Below are 15,446 nucleotides of genomic sequence, written 5' to 3' on the forward strand. Positions count from 1 at the left end.
GTGCGCCGTGCGGCCGGCATTCAGTCGTCCCGTTCCAGGATCCCCGACTGGGCTATGAGGAAGCCGAGTTGAGCGCGGCTCCCGCTGCCCAGGGCGGTGGCCAGCTTGGCGATGTGGGCCCGGCAGGTGCGCACGTTCATGCCGAGCCGGCGGGCGATGGCCTCGTCGACATGCCCCTCCACCAGCAGTTTGGCTATGGAGTGCTGGATCTCGGTGATCCCGTCCGGGTCGGCTTCGTAGGGTGCCCCCGCGCTCAGCGGGACGGCGCGGTTCCACATGAACTCGAAGACCTTGATCAGATAGCCGACCAGGCCCGGGTGGCGCAGTTCCAGCGCGACCTGGCGGTCGTCGCTGATGGGGATGAAGGCCACGGCGTCGTCGCAGATGATGAGACGTTCGACCAGCTCGTCGATGGTGCGGTACTCGACCTTGCCGGTCACGAACTGGTCCATGTAGGCCAGTCTCTCCGGGCTGTACCTGGCGGTGTGCTGGTAGAGGGTCCGGATGCGCACCCCGCGCTCGATGAGCGGCCTGTCCCGCTCCAGCCCCTCGATCAGGCGCTGTTCCGGCCGGTGTCCGCTCGGCTGGACGGTCAGCATCTCGTTGCGACACTGGGAAGTCGCCAGGTCCAGCGCGGTGTTGATGCGGTCGAGACCTTCGAGGACGGTGATGGAGTGTTCGGGTGCGGCGCCCTGCGCGCTGAGCGTCATGAAGGGCTCGAACACGTCGACCAGGTGGATGGACAGCCGGCGGCGCTCGCTGATCTCGTGCTCGATCGGGTTCAGCCGCTGGGCCAGGGCCACCGAGGGGGAGACGGGGCGCAGCCACTCGGCGTCGTCGGGATCGGGGTGCAGCAGCGCGAACTCCATGAGGCAGGGAGCCGCCTCCACGTCGGTGCGGGCGATGCGGCCGGTGCGCAGAGCGTTGGCGTACAAACGCCCGCCATCCTCGCAAAGTTCGGTCAAGGCGTGGGGATGTGTCGCGTTAGTCCGATTCGTTGCCAAATCTCCACCCCCCAGGGTCCTGAACATGCAGGAACATGATGCACCGATTGTGTGGCCATGACGTGCCTGAATGAGCCATCGTCTTATCCGACGGGGGAAGAGGGGACCTTCAAGTGAGGACGAAGCCGACTATGCGTAAGAGAATGCTTCGCTCGGTTCTTGTCGCCGCCTTCTCCACCGTTGTGGCCTTCGGAGCGATGGGTGGCTCCGCCGAGGTGTTGGGCGACGCTCGAGCAGACAGTGTCTGGGCGGTTACCGCGGCGATTCCGGAGACGGTCGGCGAAGACGCTCCTGTCAGTACTGACGACAGTGTGTGGTCCTGATATGACCACTCCTCCCGACGACCGCTCCTTCCGCCGCGAGATGGCCACGGCCTACCGCTCCGGCTGGCACTTCATCGATCTGGTCACCGCTCTCCCCCACAACGGTGACTCCCTGATGGTGACTGTGTTCGGCGAACCCGTCGTCGTCACCCGCGACGAGGACGGCGACGTCCGGGCGTACCGGTGTCTGCGCCGGCCCCGCGGGGCGCCGCAGCCCGTGCGCTGTGCCATCCGGTACGGAATGATCTTTGTGAATCTGGACCAGCGAGACCACCGGCAGACGGACACCGAGGCCACCCCCGGCCCACGGACCATCTCGGCCACCCCCCGCAGTGCCTGACGCGATTCCCCCGTCGTAACAGATCGCCTCAGGCGCTTCCCCCCGCAGCGGCGTCACCGTGACCTGAACACGGTGACGCCGCTGCAGTTTCGGGGGACATCTCATGACATCGCCCGGATTCCCGTCTGGCCGGAATCAGCCCCGTCCCAGCGCCCGCGTCAGCTCGATCTCGATCACCACGCGGGAGGGGTTCGGCGCGGGTGTGCGCTCGTAACGCTCGGTGTAGCGGCGGACCGCCTCGGACACCCGGTCCGGGTCGCTGCGGACGAAGGCCCGGCCCTCCAGCGTGGCCCAGCGCCGCCCGTCCACCTGGCACACCGCCACCCGCGCCCCCGCCTCGCCCGCGGCCAGCACATGCCGCGCCTTGCTGCTGGAGCCGCTGGTGATCACCCGCGCCAGGCCGGCCTCGGGGTCGTAGGTCACCCCGACCGGCACGACGTGCGGACTGCCGTCCGGGCGCAGGGTCGTCAGGGTGCACAGGTGCCGTTCACGCCAGAACGCCAGATACGCCGGATCGGGAACGCCGGGGTCCACGGCGTACGTACCACGGGGCGGGGTCCTCGGCTCGGTCTCGCTCGTCCTCATGTCCGGAACCTAGCCGGGATTCCCCGCCCGGCACCGCATTGAGCGGAATAGACTCAACTTTGTGTACGCTGGAAGAGTCAGCAATGGGAAAGGGCCGGGCCGACGGCTGACGCACAGGAGGAGAACGCGAACGTGGACGCCGAGCTGACCAACCGGAGCCGGGACGCGATCAACGCGGCGAGCAACCGCGCCGTCACCGAGGGCAATCCGGACCTCACCCCTGTCCATCTGCTCCTGGCGCTGCTCCAGGGGCAGGACAACGAGAACATCGTCGACCTGCTGGTCGCCGTCGACGCCGACCAGGCGGCCGTGCGGACCGGCGCGGAGAAGGTCCTCGCCTCGCTGCCCAGCGTGACCGGGTCCACGGTCGCGCCCCCGCAGCCCAACCGTGAGCTGCTCGCGGTCATCGCCGACGCGCAGACCCGGGCCAAGGACCTCGGCGACGAGTACCTCTCCACCGAGCATCTGCTGATCGGCGTCGCGGCCAAGGGCGGCGCCGCCGCGGAGGTGCTCGCGCAGCAGGGGGCCACCCCCAGGAAGCTGCTGGACGCCTTCCAGAAGGCCCGCGGCGGACGCCGGGTGACCACCGCCGACCCCGAGGGCCAGTACAAGGCGCTGGAGAAGTTCGGCACCGACTTCACCGCGGCCGCGCGCGAGGGCAAGCTGGATCCGGTCATCGGGCGGGACCAGGAGATCCGGCGGGTCGTGCAGGTGCTGTCCCGGCGCACCAAGAACAACCCCGTCCTCATCGGTGAGCCCGGCGTCGGCAAGACCGCCGTCGTGGAGGGGCTCGCCCAGCGGATCGTCAAGGGCGACGTGCCCGAGTCCCTGCGCGACAAGCGGCTCGTCGCGCTCGACCTCGGCGCGATGGTCGCGGGCGCCAAGTACCGCGGCGAGTTCGAGGAGCGGCTGAAGACGGTCCTGGCCGAGATCAAGGACTCGGACGGGCAGATCATCACCTTCATCGACGAGCTGCACACCGTCGTCGGCGCGGGCGCGGGCGGCGACTCCGCCATGGACGCCGGCAACATGCTCAAGCCCATGCTCGCCCGCGGTGAGCTGCGCATGGTCGGCGCCACCACCCTCGACGAGTACCGCGAGCGCATCGAGAAGGACCCCGCCCTGGAGCGCCGCTTCCAGCAGGTGCTGGTCGCCGAGCCGAGCGTCGAGGACACCATCGCGATCCTGCGCGGGCTCAAGGGCCGCTACGAGGCCCACCACAAGGTGCAGATCGCGGACGCGGCCCTGGTCGCCGCGGCCACCCTCTCCGACCGGTACATCACCTCCCGCTTCCTCCCCGACAAGGCCATCGACCTCGTCGACGAGGCCGCCTCCCGGCTGCGCATGGAGATCGACTCCTCGCCCGTCGAGATCGACGAACTCCAGCGTGCCGTCGACCGGCTGAGGATGGAGGAGCTGGCCCTGGACAAGGAGACCGACCAGGCGTCCAAGGAACGGCTGGAGAAGCTGCGCCGCGACCTCGCCGACAAGGAGGAGGAGCTGCGCGGCCTCACCGCCCGCTGGGAGAAGGAGAAGCAGTCCCTCAACCGGGTCGGCGCGCTGAAGGAGAGGCTCGACGAACTGCGCGGCCAGGCCGAACGGGCCCAGCGCGACGGCGACTTCGACTCCGCCAGCAAGCTGCTGTACGGCGAGATCCCGGCGGTCGAGCGCGACCTGGAGGCCGCCTCGCAGGCCGAGGAGGAGGCCGCGAAGGACACCATGGTCAAGGAGGAGGTCGGCTCGGACGACATCGCCGACGTCGTCGCCTCCTGGACCGGCATCCCGGCCGGGCGGCTGCTGGAGGGCGAGACGCAGAAGCTGCTGCGGATGGAGGAGGAGCTGGGCAGGCGGCTCATCGGTCAGTCGGAGGCCGTGGGCGCGGTGTCCGACGCGGTGCGCCGCAGCAGGGCCGGCATCGCCGACCCGGACCGGCCCACCGGCTCCTTCCTCTTCCTCGGCCCGACCGGTGTGGGCAAGACCGAGCTGGCGAAGGCGCTCGCGGACTTCCTCTTCGACGACGAGCGGGCCATGATCCGCATCGACATGTCGGAGTACGGCGAGAAGCACAGCGTGGCCCGGCTGGTCGGCGCGCCCCCCGGCTACGTCGGCTACGAGGAGGGCGGCCAGCTCACCGAGGCCGTCCGCCGCCGCCCGTACTCCGTCGTCCTGCTGGACGAGGTGGAGAAGGCCCACCCGGAGGTCTTCGACATCCTGCTCCAGGTCCTCGACGACGGCCGGCTCACCGACGGCCAGGGCCGCACGGTCGACTTCCGCAACACCATCCTGATCCTGACCTCCAACCTGGGCAGCCAGTTCCTGGTCGAGCCGCTCAGCACCGAGGAGGAGAAGAAGCAGCAGGTCCTGGAAGTGGTCCGGGCGTCCTTCAAGCCGGAGTTCCTCAACCGGCTGGACGACCTGGTGGTCTTCTCCGCGCTGGACAAGGACGAGCTGGGCCGGATCGCGCAGCTCCAGATCGACCGCCTGGCCCGCCGTCTCGCCGAGCGCCGCCTCACCCTGGAGGTCACGCCGCAGGCCCTGGCCTGGCTCGCGGACGAGGGCAACGACCCGGCCTACGGCGCCCGGCCCCTGCGCCGGCTGGTCCAGACGGCCATCGGGGACCGCCTCGCCAAGGAGATCCTCGCGGGCGAGATCAAGGACGGCGACACGGTCCGGGTGGACACCTTCGGCGAGGGCCTGCTGGTGGGCCCGGTTTCGGGGAAGACGTTGTAAAGGGACCCTCGCGGCCCGCCCCCGCCGCGGGGACGGGCCGCGCTGTGCTGCGATCGGCCGGATCATGTCCGCCGAGGGCTTACACGGCCCGTCGGGGGTTGCCACCCCCCGCCCCGGATGGGGGAGGATGACGGAATCCGTACGAAGGGAAATTCACGGTGACCATCGACCCGTCCTCGATTCCGAACTTCGGGGGCCAGAACCAGCCGCAGCCCCAAGGACCGGCGGGCCCCGTCGTCCCGGATCAGGATCTTGTGAAGCAGCTCCTGGACCAGATGGAGCTGAAGTACGTCGTCGACGAGGAGGGCGACCTCGCGGCGCCGTGGGAGGAGTTCCGTACGTACTTCATGTTCCGCGGTGAAGCGGAACAGCAGGTCTTCTCGGTGCGGACCTTCTACGACCGTCCGCACCAGATCGACGAGAAGCCGCAGCTGCTGGAGTCGATCGACGACTGGAACCGGCGCACCCTGTGGCCGAAGGTGTACACGCACACGCACGACGACGGCACCGTCCGTCTGATCGGCGAGGCGCAGATGCTGATCGGCACGGGCGTGAGCCTGGAGCACTTCGTGTCGTCGACCGTGAGCTGGGTGCGCGCGGCCATCGAGTTCGAGCGCTGGCTCGCGGAGCAGCTCGGCCTGGAGAAGGAGGTCGACGGCGTCGACGACGCCGAGAAGCCGGAGGACGGCGAGGCGGGCGAGTAGGCCCCCCGCTGCCCCGTCACGGCGGCGTTCCGGCGACCACGGCCGGACCCGCCCGTTCCACGGAGGAGAGCCCGGCCAGGGCGCGGACCACCACGGTGGCGCGCACCGGCCGGGCTCTGTGCCGTACGGGCCCGCGCGGGGCGGGCACGGCCGCGGCGCAGGAGCGCGGCGCCCGTCCGCGGCCCGGGGGCGGCTTCTCCGCCCGCCCGTGTCATCTCCCGTCCGCGAGGCCCTTCAGCCGCCCCACCGCCTCCTCCAGCACGGACCGCCGCTTGCAGAAGGCGAACCGCACGAAGGGGGCGCCCGCCTCGCGGTGGTCGTAGAAGACGGCGTTCGGGATCGCCACCACGCCCGCGCGTTCCGGCAGGGAGCGGCAGAAGGCGAAGCCGTCGGACTCGCCCAGGGGGCGGATGTCGGTGGTGAGGAAGTACGTGCCGGCGGTGCGGAACACCTCGAACCCCGCCTCGGCCAGTCCCGCCGCCAGCAGATCCCGCTTGGCCCGCATGTCCTCGCGGAACGCGGTGAAGTAGCCGTCGGGCAGCGCGAGCGCCTCGGCGACCGCGTACTGGAAGGGGCCGGCGGAGACGTACGTCAGGAACTGCTTCGCCGAGCGGACCGCCGACACCAGCGCGGGCGCGGCCGTGACCCAGCCGACCTTCCAGCCGGTGAAGGAGAAGGTCTTGCCCGCCGACCCGATCGTCACCGTGCGCTCCCGCATCCCGGGGAACGTGGCCAGCGGCACGTGCTCGGCGTCGTCGAAGACCAGGTGCTCGTACACCTCGTCCGTGATCACCAGCAGGTCCCGTTCCACCGCCAGCTCGGCGATCGCGGTCAGCTCCTCGCGGGTGAGGACCGTGCCGGTCGGGTTGTGCGGGGTGTTGACCAGCAGCAGCCGGGTGCGGTCGGTGACGGCCGCGCGCAGCTCGTCCAGGTCCAGCCGGAAACTGCTCGTGCCACCGGCTCCGCCACGGGCCTCCTGCGGCCGCAGCGTGACGGGCACGCGCGTGCCGCCGGCCATGGCGATGCAGGCGGCGTAGGAGTCGTAGTACGGCTCCAGCGCGACGACCTCGTCGCCCGGCTCGACGAGCGCCAGCAGGGCCGCCGCGATCGCCTCGGTGGCGCCGGCCGTGACCAGCACCTCCGTGTCGGGGTCGTACGTCAGCCCGTACCGGCGCAGCTGGTGCGCGTGGATCGCGGCGCGCAGCTCGGGGACGCCGGGGCCGGGCGGGTACTGGTTGCCGCGCCCGTCGCGCAGGGCGCGCACGGCCGCCTCCCGGATCTCCTCGGGGCCGTCCGTGTCGGGGAAGCCCTGGCCCAGGTTGATCGACCCGGTGCGCAGGGCCAGCGCCGACATCTCGGCGAAGATCGTCGTCCCGAACTCGGCGAGCCGGCGGTTGAGGAGAGGACGCGCGGTGGAGGTCATGCCGGTCATCCTGCGCCGAAGCTCTGGAGTTCCTCAACTATCGTTCGCTGATTCGGGCCTGGGGGAGTGCCCTATGGGCCATCTCTGACCAGGCGCAGAGCCGTCGTCGACTGTCGTCGTCTGTCGCCGTCGGCCACCCTCGGACGGCCCAGGGACGGCCCGAGCGGGGGTGTCGCGGTGCGCCCCTCGATGTGAACTATGGGCGGGGTGGTTGCTGAGGTCATGTGCCCTGCTCACGGGGACGTTGGCGGTTCGTATGGGTTGTCTCCGGTCAGCGTGGTTGCTGTACTGGGCATGACGCAGACGCGCTAGATGTGACGTCAGCTCGCATGTGTCGCGGCACTTCTGCAACAAGATCGAGCCCGAACGGTGTACCCCTGCCGCGTGTCACGCTCCGGTAGCTTGTATGCGTGACAGAGGTTCTGGTGGGGGATCTGATGGTCGTGCGGTTTTCACCGTTCAGTGCCGAAAAGATCAAGGAGAAGGCAGAGCGGGATCACGAGCGCCTTCGTCTGGAAGGCAAGCCCCCCATCTATGCGATCTCGACGTTCGCTATCGTCCGCCCGGACGAACACACGAGCATCGACGACCTGATCACAGTCATCTGCGAGACCGCACCAGCGCAGGGCCGGAAAGTTGCGGTCACGACCCAGCGACGTCTTGAGGAGGAGGGGTTCCGAGTGGAACGCTCAGAGCCTCCACTGCATCATCATGACGTGATCCTGGGCAACGAACTGCGCGAATTGGACGTTAAGAGGTTGGAAGCCGTTTTGGCATCCGGAATCAGGAGGAACCCGGCATGGGCCAGGCACTAGAAACCTCCACTCGCCCCCGCGTGCGCATCGAAATCGACCTCAACGCGCGCGACGAAGAGGGGCGCGTGCCCGCGTACCTCGCGGATGCGGATGGCTACCTGGCGGTAGGCGACGCTGTTACAGCGTTCGAGTCGGAGGACGAGGTCGCGGTCCCAGCCGTCGTCAGGAAGATCGCGCATGGAGTGGCATACCTGGACGTCGACTGGACCGCAATGACCGATGACATCCCGACGCCAGTCGCGCGCCCCGCCACGGCAGCGCTCTCCGAGCGCCGCCAATCCACCTCCTCCGGTGCCAGCTGGGTACGGATCAAGGTGATGGCTCCCATCCTGGCTGGCGCCGCCGTGGCCGCTGCCAGCGTGGGCATGACAGCACCGTCTAGCACCACGGCGCCTAACTCCGTATCTCTGCGTGATGCGGCGACGGCATTGGAAGCAGGCGACACGACATGAAGATCAGCATGGCAGCTCTATGCGACCGAGCTACGGTCAGGGAGGGGCTGCTACACATCCTGGGAGCTGGTGTAACCCAGTGTTCCTTGATCCTGCCTGGCGCGCCCGACCTGGACCTTGCTCTACTGCTCCGCGCTGAACGCTGGGACGACCTCGCCGGCCGACACTCTCTCACCGTCACTGTGAAGCACGAGGACGGAACACAAGCGGGCAAGCTGGAAATGGGGTGGGAATCGCCGCATGTCGATGTCGAGGACACTCCAACAAGCATGAATCAGCCTCTGCCGCAGCTGCCCATCGTCGTGCCTCTTCGAGGTGTTCCGTTGACCAAGCAAGGGGAGCACCAGGTGCAGGTACACGTCGACAACTCTGAGATCGCCGCTTTGTCGTTCCTGGTCACCAAGGCGGAACTGCCTGGAGTGACTGTCCAGCTACGTTGAGCTCCACGTTGCAAACAGGGCCTCCTTCAACCGATCGTGGAGGCTCTGTCCGTACGAGGTCGGTGGAACGGCTTTAGGCTGGAGTTTCAATGACCCTGTCAAGCACCGCTGCCTGGGGCTTTGAACACTAGTTTGGAAAACCGTCGTGGCAGCGATGTCACCGTGGGTTCAAATCCCACCGCCTCCGCGTGGTGAGCAATGAGAATGGCCTCTGACCTGGGTGTTTGGTCAGGGGCCATTCTCATGTTCGGCAATGTGACTGCCCGGTGTTCCCCGTGAGTTCCCGTTCGATCGGGCACGGACGGGGCACGGGGCCGGGGCGCCGCCGAAGCGACGCCCCGGAGGGATCAGCTCGTTTCGCGCTCGACGGAGTGGACGTCCGCGGCTCGCAGGCGGAGGACAAGCCCACTTCCGTCGTGGAAGTCGACGAACTGGCCCTCCGTTACGACGTGGGCGGCCTTGACGGTTCGCTCGTCGAACTCGGATCCCCTGTTGATCACGTAGGTATACATGCGTAACACCTCGATTCCGAGCTGGATCCATGCTCGGCGAGCCCCTGCCTGTCGGCGGGGAAGTGCTCGATGTAGGGTGCAAATGCGCGCCAACGCATAGACCCCGGCTCCGGGCATAGGTCGACCGCAACTCGGTCCCTCCGAGCCGGGGTCTTTCGTGCTCGGGAGAAACGCTACACCCTGTGACTGACAATCCGCCGTTCTCGTGAGTGCCCCACAGGTTGTGTCGCATGAGGCGGAAGGCCACAACATCTAGGGGTTCTCGGGCTCAGTCCTCAAGCAGAGCGTGAGTCGAAGTGCGCGGTCGGCGGAGCGACTTTGGCCGGGAGCTGCTTTGGCGCGAGTGATCATGGCCCCGTAAGCTTCCGGCGCGTCGGGCAGTCTGTGGACCTGCCCGCTAAGGCACGACGTTGGGGCCATGATCTTCGAGGCTCGCGCCAAAGTGGCTGGCTAAAGTCGTGGAGCCGACCGCCCCAGCCACGACGTGTTCTGGCCTCATGCCGCCGGCCATCCCTCACCAGGGCGCGCGTCGGCGCAGCGCGGGCGGAGCGGGCCGGAGGCAGGAGCGGTGCCCGCGGCGGAGCCGGGAGCGCGCCCGGCGGAGCGGAGCGCAGCCGGGGCTTGATGAGGTAGAGAAATCGGTAACTCTGGCTCGCCTGGCGGCTGTTCGAGCGTCCGCTGTCACTTTTACTGACAGCGCCACAGATCTGCGTGGGTACCGTCGTAGTGTCGAAGGGAACCCATGATGACGGAACTGACAACGGGGCAGCGTGTCGCAAGGGCCCGGCGCCGCCTCGGCTGGGATCAGGTGCAACTGGCCGCTGCTGTCGACCGCTCCGTGAGCTGGGTGTCCAAGATCGAAACTGGGCGCTTGCCGCTGGATCGTATGAGCGTTCTCGGTCAGCTCGCCGAGGTTCTCGGTGTGGAGGTCATAGAGCTGACCGGACAGCCGTACCGGCATGAGACCGCAGAACTCGACTCCGGACACTCGTCCATTCCCGGCCTGCGCCTTGCTCTCCAGCAGGCGACGATGCCCGGTGGGGCGGCTCTCATCTCGGCGGCCAATCTCCCGACTCTTCTCGACCTTACGGCCCGTGTGGAGGCTGCCGAGAAGCTGAGGCAGGATGCCAAGTTCACGGCGTTGGGGAACGTTCTCCCGCAGATCCTTCGTGATCTGACTGTCCTTTGTGATGCGGTCGAGGGTGACGACGTTTCGCGCGCTGAAGGGCTCATGCTCCGGGCCAGCCATATGGCACGGGTCTCTTCCAACCTGCTTGGTCACCACGACTTGGGGTGGAGTGCGGTTCAGCGGGAGCTGGTGGCTGCTGAAAGGGCAGACTCGCCGGTACTGCGTGCTGCGGCCCGCTGGGATCTCTGCGGCGTATGGCTGCATGAGGGCGAGCTGGGCGCGGCGCGCGACATGGCACGCAAAGCCTTGGATGACCTCGAACCGCACATGGCCACGGCTGATCAAGCTGTGCGCTCGTTGTGGGGCGCGATGCATCTTCGAGCGGCGGTTGCGTGGTCCCGGCTCTGGGATCGTTCGGAGGCGGAATCGCACCTCGCTGAAGCTCGGCAGGTCGCCGCCGGCGTCGCTGAGAACGGGAACGTCTTCCAGACGCAGTTCAACGCAGTCAACACGGAGATTCACTCTGTGGAGGTGAGCCTAGAGCTGGGGCATCCTCGTGACGTGCTCTCGCGGGCTGAACTGGTCGGTATCGAGCGCATCGCGTCGGGCGAGCGCCAGTCGCACTTCTGGGTCTGCACCGCAGTCGGACAGATGATGAACGGAAAGCCCGCCCTCGCTGCGGACGCGATCCTGAAGGCCGATGTGATCGCTCCTCAGCACGTACGGAACAGGCCGATCGCTCGCAACCTCGTCGATGACCTCCGGTCGTCGGATCGCCATGCGCATTCGGCGGAGATCAGGCGCCTCGCCACGAGCATGAAGCTGGGCTGATCGCTACTGACAGGGGGAAATAGTCGTGAGGGTCGCGGACAGGGCGCGGTTATTAGTTGAGCTGCACGACATCAAGAGGAAGCTTGCCGAAGCCACCCAGCGCATTGATCGGCTGTCTTCCTCTATCAAGGACGTTCGCGAACCTGGTGTTCGAGCCGATCGAGCCGCGAGTTGATCAACTCAAGGGCGGCCCTGATCTCGCTCAGCTCGTCTGCCATGGTGCTGTCCGCCTCGGCTGAGTCGGTGGTGACCGGGTCGCTAGCCACGAACGTTCCGCGCCCTTGCTGGCTGACGATCAGCCGCTCGCCACGAAGAATGTCGAGCGCATGGCGGATGGTCATTGCGGCAACGCCGTAGTGCTCCGCCATCTTGGCGTTTCCATCGAGCCTCTGCCCAGGCTTGAGCATGCCCGAAGCGATCTTCCTGCGAAGGTCGTCGGCTACCTGCTCATACGCGCTGCGGGGATCGTCCTGGCTCACGGTCACGTCCCCAGGTTACCTAAGTGACCTAAAGAAATCTGCCCCTGAGTCTTGCGCAGACGCTTACGAGGTCTAATCTAGGTAACACAAGAGAAGTTAGACAGGTAACTGTCTGAGCCGGGGGCGGCGCTCCTACCGCCAAGCAGTTCGCCGCCCCCTTGTCCCCTGAGGGAGCTTCCATGATGCCTGCTTCTACCCGCCGCGTGACCGTCTCCCACAACAGGGTCTGCCCGGCCTGTATCGAGGCTCGGTGCGCCGACCCGGCCGAGTGCCTGTACCTCCTCACCTCCCGCCCCTGGGCCGACTGCACCATGTGCGAGGGCTCCGGCTGGGCGGGCGACGACGTCGACCCGATGCAGATCTTCTGCGGCTACTGCGAGGGCTCGGGCCTGAACGAGTGGGCGGTCGGTCAGATCACTCCCGACCAGATCAGCGACCGCGCCAAGGAACGGCACGCCGCGTACGTCGCCGCGCTGCGCGCTCGTATCGCCTCCACCCCGACGCGAGGTCTGCCCCGTCCGGCGTGCCCCGGCTGCGGCTCGGACCGCTTCCCGCTGTGGACCCGGGTCCCGGTCGACGGCCTGACCGTCCTCACCCACGACGGTGACACGATCTGCCCCGGCGACCCCACGTTCGGCGGGCTGACGGGTCCCGAGTCGCTGCCCGGTGTGGAGTCCGCGGGGGTGGCTGCGTGACGGTGTTCCCCGTCGCCCCGGAGGTCGTGGCCGGTGCTGCGGCCTCTTTGGGCACCGACCCCGTGACCCTGGCCGACCTGCTGCGGGTGGCCAACACGCCCGGCTTCGACCGCTGGCAGGAACAGGTCCGCCGTACCGGCGGCTGCGCGAACCCGATCCGTCTTCAGGGCCAGACCGTCACTCGCGATGCCAAGACGGGTGACGTCCTCTACTCCTACAGCACCGCGCACGAGCCGGGCGGCATGCTCCGGGTGGCCTGCGGCAACCGTCGCGCCTCGCGCTGCCCGGCCTGCGCCTGGACCTACGCGGGCGACACCTACCACCTGATCCGCGCCGGGATCACCGGCGACCCGACCAAGGGCGTCTCACCCGTGGTGCGCGATCACCCGAGGGTCTTCGCCACGCTCACCGCTCCCTCGTTCGGCCCGGTCCACAATCGGCCCGACTCCGGCCGCTGCCGCTGCGGCAGCTCCCATGCCGAGGATGACCCGGCGCTGGGCACCGCCCTCGACCCCGGGAGCTACGACTACGCGGGCGCGGTGCTGTTCAACAACTTCGCCGGGGACCTGTGGCGCCGCTTCACGATCTACCTGCGCCGGGAGATCGCCGCCCGCGCCGGGCTGACCCAGACGGAGCTGAAGGAGGTGTGCCGGGTCTCCTTCGGCAAGGTCGCCGAGTTCCAGAAGCGCGGCGCCGTGCACTTCCACGCGGTGGTGCGGCTCGACGGTCCCGACGGCCCCGACTCGACTCCGCCGACATGGGCCACGACCGTGCTCCTGGACGACGCCATCAAGGCTGCCGCCGCCCGGGTGTCCGTACCCGTGCCTGCCTCCGCCGGCCACCCGGCCCGCACCCTGCGCTGGGGCACACAGATCGACGTCCAGCCCATCGGCGCCCTCGGACAGGAGGAACTGACCGAACAGGCGGTGGCCTCCTACGTCGCCAAGTACGCCACCAAGGCCGCCGAGACCACCGGCACCGTCGACCACCGCATCGGGGAACTGTCCGAACTCGACAAGCTGCCGGTGCCCGCGCACACCCGGCGCCTGATCGAAGCCTGCTGGGACCTGGACGACGCCTACCCCGAACGGCTGCTCGCCCGCTGGGCTCACATGCTCGGCTTCCGCGGCCACTTCTCCACCAAGTCCCGCCGCTACTCCACCACCCTCACCGCCCTCCGGCAGGTCCGCGCCGACTACCGGGCCCGGCAGGAACGCCGCGAACGCGGACTCACCGAAGACCTCGACGACATGGAGGGCTCCACCCTCGTGCTCGCCCACTGGACCTACGCCGGACAAGGGCACACCCCCGGTGAGTCCTGGCTCGCCGCAACGATCGCGAAGGACATCCGCCTGAACCGAGAGACCGCACGCGAAGCCCTGGCCGACCTGGCCACCCCGGAGGACTGGGAGGTGTGCGCATGAGCCTGCCGCTGCCTGACCAGTACCTCACCCCGGAAGACCTCGTGACCCTGCTGCGGCTGCCCAGCGTGGAGACGGTCTACCAGTGGCGCCGAAAGGGCATCGGGCCTCGCGGCTTTCGAGTCGGCAGGTATCTGCGATTCGACCCGGACGATGTGCGGGCCTGGGTTACGTCGTTGATGGACGGGGCCGCGTGATGGCCGGCCACATCCAAGACCGCTGGTTCAAGACCGACACCACCGCCGACGGCAAGACCACCCGAGTCAAGAGCGACCGCCACGGAACCGGCCTGCGCTACCGGGCCCGCTACGTCGGCCCCGATGGCACCGAGAAGTCCAAGAGCTTTCCCGACGGCAAGAAGCGGCTCGCCGAGAAGTGGCTGAGCGCGATCGAGACCGACATGACGCGCGGTCAGTACACCGATCCCAAGTCCGTGCGGATCACGTTTCAGCAGTACGCCGAGAAGTGGTTGGACACCAAGACGTCCAGCCCGATGGCCCGGAAGGAACTTGGCCGGCGCCTGCGGCTGCACGTCTACCCGGTGCTGGGCACCCGGCCGGTCGGGACGTTCCGGCCCGAGCACATCCGGGAGCTCCTGGCAGCGCTCGAAGCGAAGCGCGGGGTGGGCCCCGCCTACGCCCGGAACATCTTTGCGGACGTGCAGTCGGTTCTGTCTGCCGCGGTTGACGACTCGCTGCTGTCCCGCAACCCGTGCAGCGCGAGAACCGTGCGGCGGCCCAAGCCGGACGCTCATCCGGTGGTTCCCTGGGTGCCCGCCCAGGTGTTCGCCGTTCGAGCGGCTCTGCTGGACCGCTACCGGGCCATGGTCGACGTGGGGGCCGGGTGCGGCCTGCGGCAAGGGGAGGTGTTCGGCCTGGCCGAGGACGCCCTCAGCGCCGACGGGCGGACCCTCCACGTGGTCCGGCAGATCAAACACGTGGAAGGGCATCCTGTGTTCGACCTCCCCAAGGGCGGCAAGAAGCGGGACGTGCCGTTACCCGGCTCCGTGGCGGAAGCCCTGCGGGCCCACATGGATGCCTGCAAGCCCGTGGAGATCACATTGCCCTGGGGCGTACCGGAGGGACCGAAGGTGTCCGCCCGGCTGATCTTCACGGCCGAACAAGGGGGCATCGTGTGGCGGAGCAACTTCAACGGCAAGGAGTGGAAGCCCGCTCTGGCGGCCGCGGGCCTCATCCCGGCCGCCGACGATGACGGCAAGTACGCCTTGGCCCGCGAGCGCGGGATGCACGCCCTACGGCACTTCTACGCGTCGGCGCTCCTGGACGCCGGCGAGAACATCAAGGCCGTCAGCGAGTACATGGGGCACGCCGATCCGGGCCTGACGCTGCGGGTGTACGCCCACCTCATGCCCGACAGTCGCGAGCGGGCCCGGCGTGCCATCGACACGGTGTTTCAGCGTCTCTCCCGGGGCGATCACGGCCCACAGACGGCCCAGTGAGGCACCAACGGCCCCTGAGCTGCTCTTCTTTGCAGGTCAGGGGCCATTGGTCCACCAGAACCCTCTGAAGTTCCTCAACTCTGCTTTGGCGCGGGAGTGCGGCG

At 68.3% G+C, this 15,446-nt stretch carries 16 protein-coding genes; 11 read left to right on the top strand and 5 right to left on the bottom strand.

The window, feature by feature from the left end; translation table 11 throughout:
- Positions 1 to 20: 20 nt before the first annotated feature.
- Positions 21 to 1,031, bottom strand: a complete 1,011-nt coding sequence (locus ACIQGV_RS12295; protein ID WP_402493595.1) for a helix-turn-helix transcriptional regulator — start codon at positions 1,029 to 1,031, stop codon at positions 21 to 23.
- 297 nt (positions 1,032 to 1,328) lie between these two features.
- Here ACIQGV_RS12295 and ACIQGV_RS12300 point away from each other — a divergent pair, with 297 nt between their 5' ends.
- Complete coding sequence (locus tag ACIQGV_RS12300; RefSeq protein ID WP_402493597.1) at positions 1,329 to 1,667, top strand: hypothetical protein; 339 nt, start codon at positions 1,329 to 1,331, stop codon at positions 1,665 to 1,667.
- A 135-nt stretch (positions 1,668 to 1,802) separates the two neighbouring features.
- On the opposite strand, the gene ACIQGV_RS12305 is transcribed toward ACIQGV_RS12300, so the two are convergent.
- Positions 1,803 to 2,252 carry a pyridoxamine 5'-phosphate oxidase family protein gene (locus ACIQGV_RS12305; protein WP_402493599.1) on the bottom strand — a complete coding sequence of 150 codons (450 nt, stop codon included), beginning with the start codon at positions 2,250 to 2,252 and terminating at the stop codon, positions 1,803 to 1,805.
- 132 nt (positions 2,253 to 2,384) lie between these two features.
- Here ACIQGV_RS12305 and clpB point away from each other — a divergent pair, with 132 nt between their 5' ends.
- The gene (clpB, locus tag ACIQGV_RS12310; RefSeq protein ID WP_402493601.1) at positions 2,385 to 4,982 is read left to right on the top strand and encodes an ATP-dependent chaperone ClpB; all 2,598 of its coding nucleotides are present in this window, start codon (positions 2,385 to 2,387) and stop codon (positions 4,980 to 4,982) included.
- A gap of 158 nt (positions 4,983 to 5,140) precedes the next feature.
- On the top strand, positions 5,141 to 5,686 hold the full coding sequence (locus tag ACIQGV_RS12315) for a YbjN domain-containing protein (protein ID WP_402493603.1): 546 nt from the start codon (positions 5,141 to 5,143) through the stop codon (positions 5,684 to 5,686).
- A 211-nt stretch (positions 5,687 to 5,897) separates the two neighbouring features.
- Here ACIQGV_RS12315 and ACIQGV_RS12320 read toward each other — a convergent pair whose 3' ends face one another.
- Positions 5,898 to 7,118, bottom strand: a complete 1,221-nt coding sequence (locus ACIQGV_RS12320) for a pyridoxal phosphate-dependent aminotransferase (protein WP_402493605.1) — start codon at positions 7,116 to 7,118, stop codon at positions 5,898 to 5,900.
- A gap of 401 nt (positions 7,119 to 7,519) precedes the next feature.
- Here ACIQGV_RS12320 and ACIQGV_RS12325 point away from each other — a divergent pair, with 401 nt between their 5' ends.
- The 3 genes from ACIQGV_RS12325 to ACIQGV_RS12335 are packed head-to-tail and all read left to right on the top strand — an operon-like array spanning position 7,520 to position 8,816.
- Positions 7,520 to 7,924 carry a hypothetical protein gene (locus tag ACIQGV_RS12325; RefSeq protein ID WP_402493606.1) on the top strand — a complete coding sequence of 135 codons (405 nt, stop codon included), beginning with the start codon at positions 7,520 to 7,522 and terminating at the stop codon, positions 7,922 to 7,924.
- Entirely contained in the window at positions 7,909 to 8,376 is a 468-nt protein-coding gene (locus tag ACIQGV_RS12330; RefSeq protein ID WP_402493607.1) for a hypothetical protein, read from the top strand. The genes ACIQGV_RS12325 and ACIQGV_RS12330 overlap by 16 nt, the downstream gene beginning before the upstream one ends.
- Complete coding sequence (locus tag ACIQGV_RS12335) at positions 8,373 to 8,816, top strand: DUF6941 family protein (protein WP_402493609.1); 444 nt, start codon at positions 8,373 to 8,375, stop codon at positions 8,814 to 8,816. Before ACIQGV_RS12330 ends, ACIQGV_RS12335 begins: the two co-directional genes overlap by 4 nt.
- A gap of 347 nt (positions 8,817 to 9,163) precedes the next feature.
- Here ACIQGV_RS12335 and ACIQGV_RS12340 read toward each other — a convergent pair whose 3' ends face one another.
- Complete coding sequence (locus tag ACIQGV_RS12340; RefSeq protein WP_402493611.1) at positions 9,164 to 9,328, bottom strand: hypothetical protein; 165 nt, start codon at positions 9,326 to 9,328, stop codon at positions 9,164 to 9,166.
- A 745-nt stretch (positions 9,329 to 10,073) separates the two neighbouring features.
- Between ACIQGV_RS12340 and ACIQGV_RS12345 the strand changes: the two genes are divergently transcribed.
- Positions 10,074 to 11,288 carry a multiprotein-bridging factor 1 family protein gene (locus tag ACIQGV_RS12345; protein ID WP_402493613.1) on the top strand — a complete coding sequence of 405 codons (1,215 nt, stop codon included), beginning with the start codon at positions 10,074 to 10,076 and terminating at the stop codon, positions 11,286 to 11,288.
- A gap of 125 nt (positions 11,289 to 11,413) precedes the next feature.
- On the opposite strand, the gene ACIQGV_RS12350 is transcribed toward ACIQGV_RS12345, so the two are convergent.
- Complete coding sequence (locus ACIQGV_RS12350) at positions 11,414 to 11,773, bottom strand: winged helix-turn-helix domain-containing protein (protein ID WP_402493615.1); 360 nt, start codon at positions 11,771 to 11,773, stop codon at positions 11,414 to 11,416.
- A gap of 173 nt (positions 11,774 to 11,946) precedes the next feature.
- On the opposite strand from ACIQGV_RS12350, the gene ACIQGV_RS12355 reads away from it, so the two are divergent.
- From ACIQGV_RS12355 to ACIQGV_RS12370, 4 genes are read left to right on the top strand one after another with little or no spacing between them, the layout of a single operon-like run.
- Entirely contained in the window at positions 11,947 to 12,462 is a 516-nt protein-coding gene (locus ACIQGV_RS12355) for a hypothetical protein (RefSeq protein ID WP_402493617.1), read from the top strand.
- Positions 12,459 to 13,886, top strand: coding sequence for a replication initiator protein RepSA (repSA, locus tag ACIQGV_RS12360; RefSeq protein ID WP_402493618.1), 1,428 nt, complete (start codon positions 12,459 to 12,461; stop codon positions 13,884 to 13,886). The genes ACIQGV_RS12355 and repSA overlap by 4 nt, the downstream gene beginning before the upstream one ends.
- Positions 13,883 to 14,080, top strand: a complete 198-nt coding sequence (locus tag ACIQGV_RS12365; protein ID WP_402493620.1) for a helix-turn-helix transcriptional regulator — start codon at positions 13,883 to 13,885, stop codon at positions 14,078 to 14,080. The genes repSA and ACIQGV_RS12365 overlap by 4 nt, the downstream gene beginning before the upstream one ends.
- Positions 14,080 to 15,342 (top strand): tyrosine-type recombinase/integrase, encoded by a 1,263-nt coding sequence (locus ACIQGV_RS12370; protein ID WP_402493622.1) that lies wholly within the window; start codon positions 14,080 to 14,082, stop codon positions 15,340 to 15,342. The genes ACIQGV_RS12365 and ACIQGV_RS12370 overlap by 1 nt, the downstream gene beginning before the upstream one ends.
- Positions 15,343 to 15,446: the final 104 nt, after the last annotated feature.

The organism is Streptomyces sp. NPDC093094 (assembly GCF_044754345.1).
GTDB lineage: Bacteria > Actinomycetota > Actinomycetes > Streptomycetales > Streptomycetaceae > Streptomyces.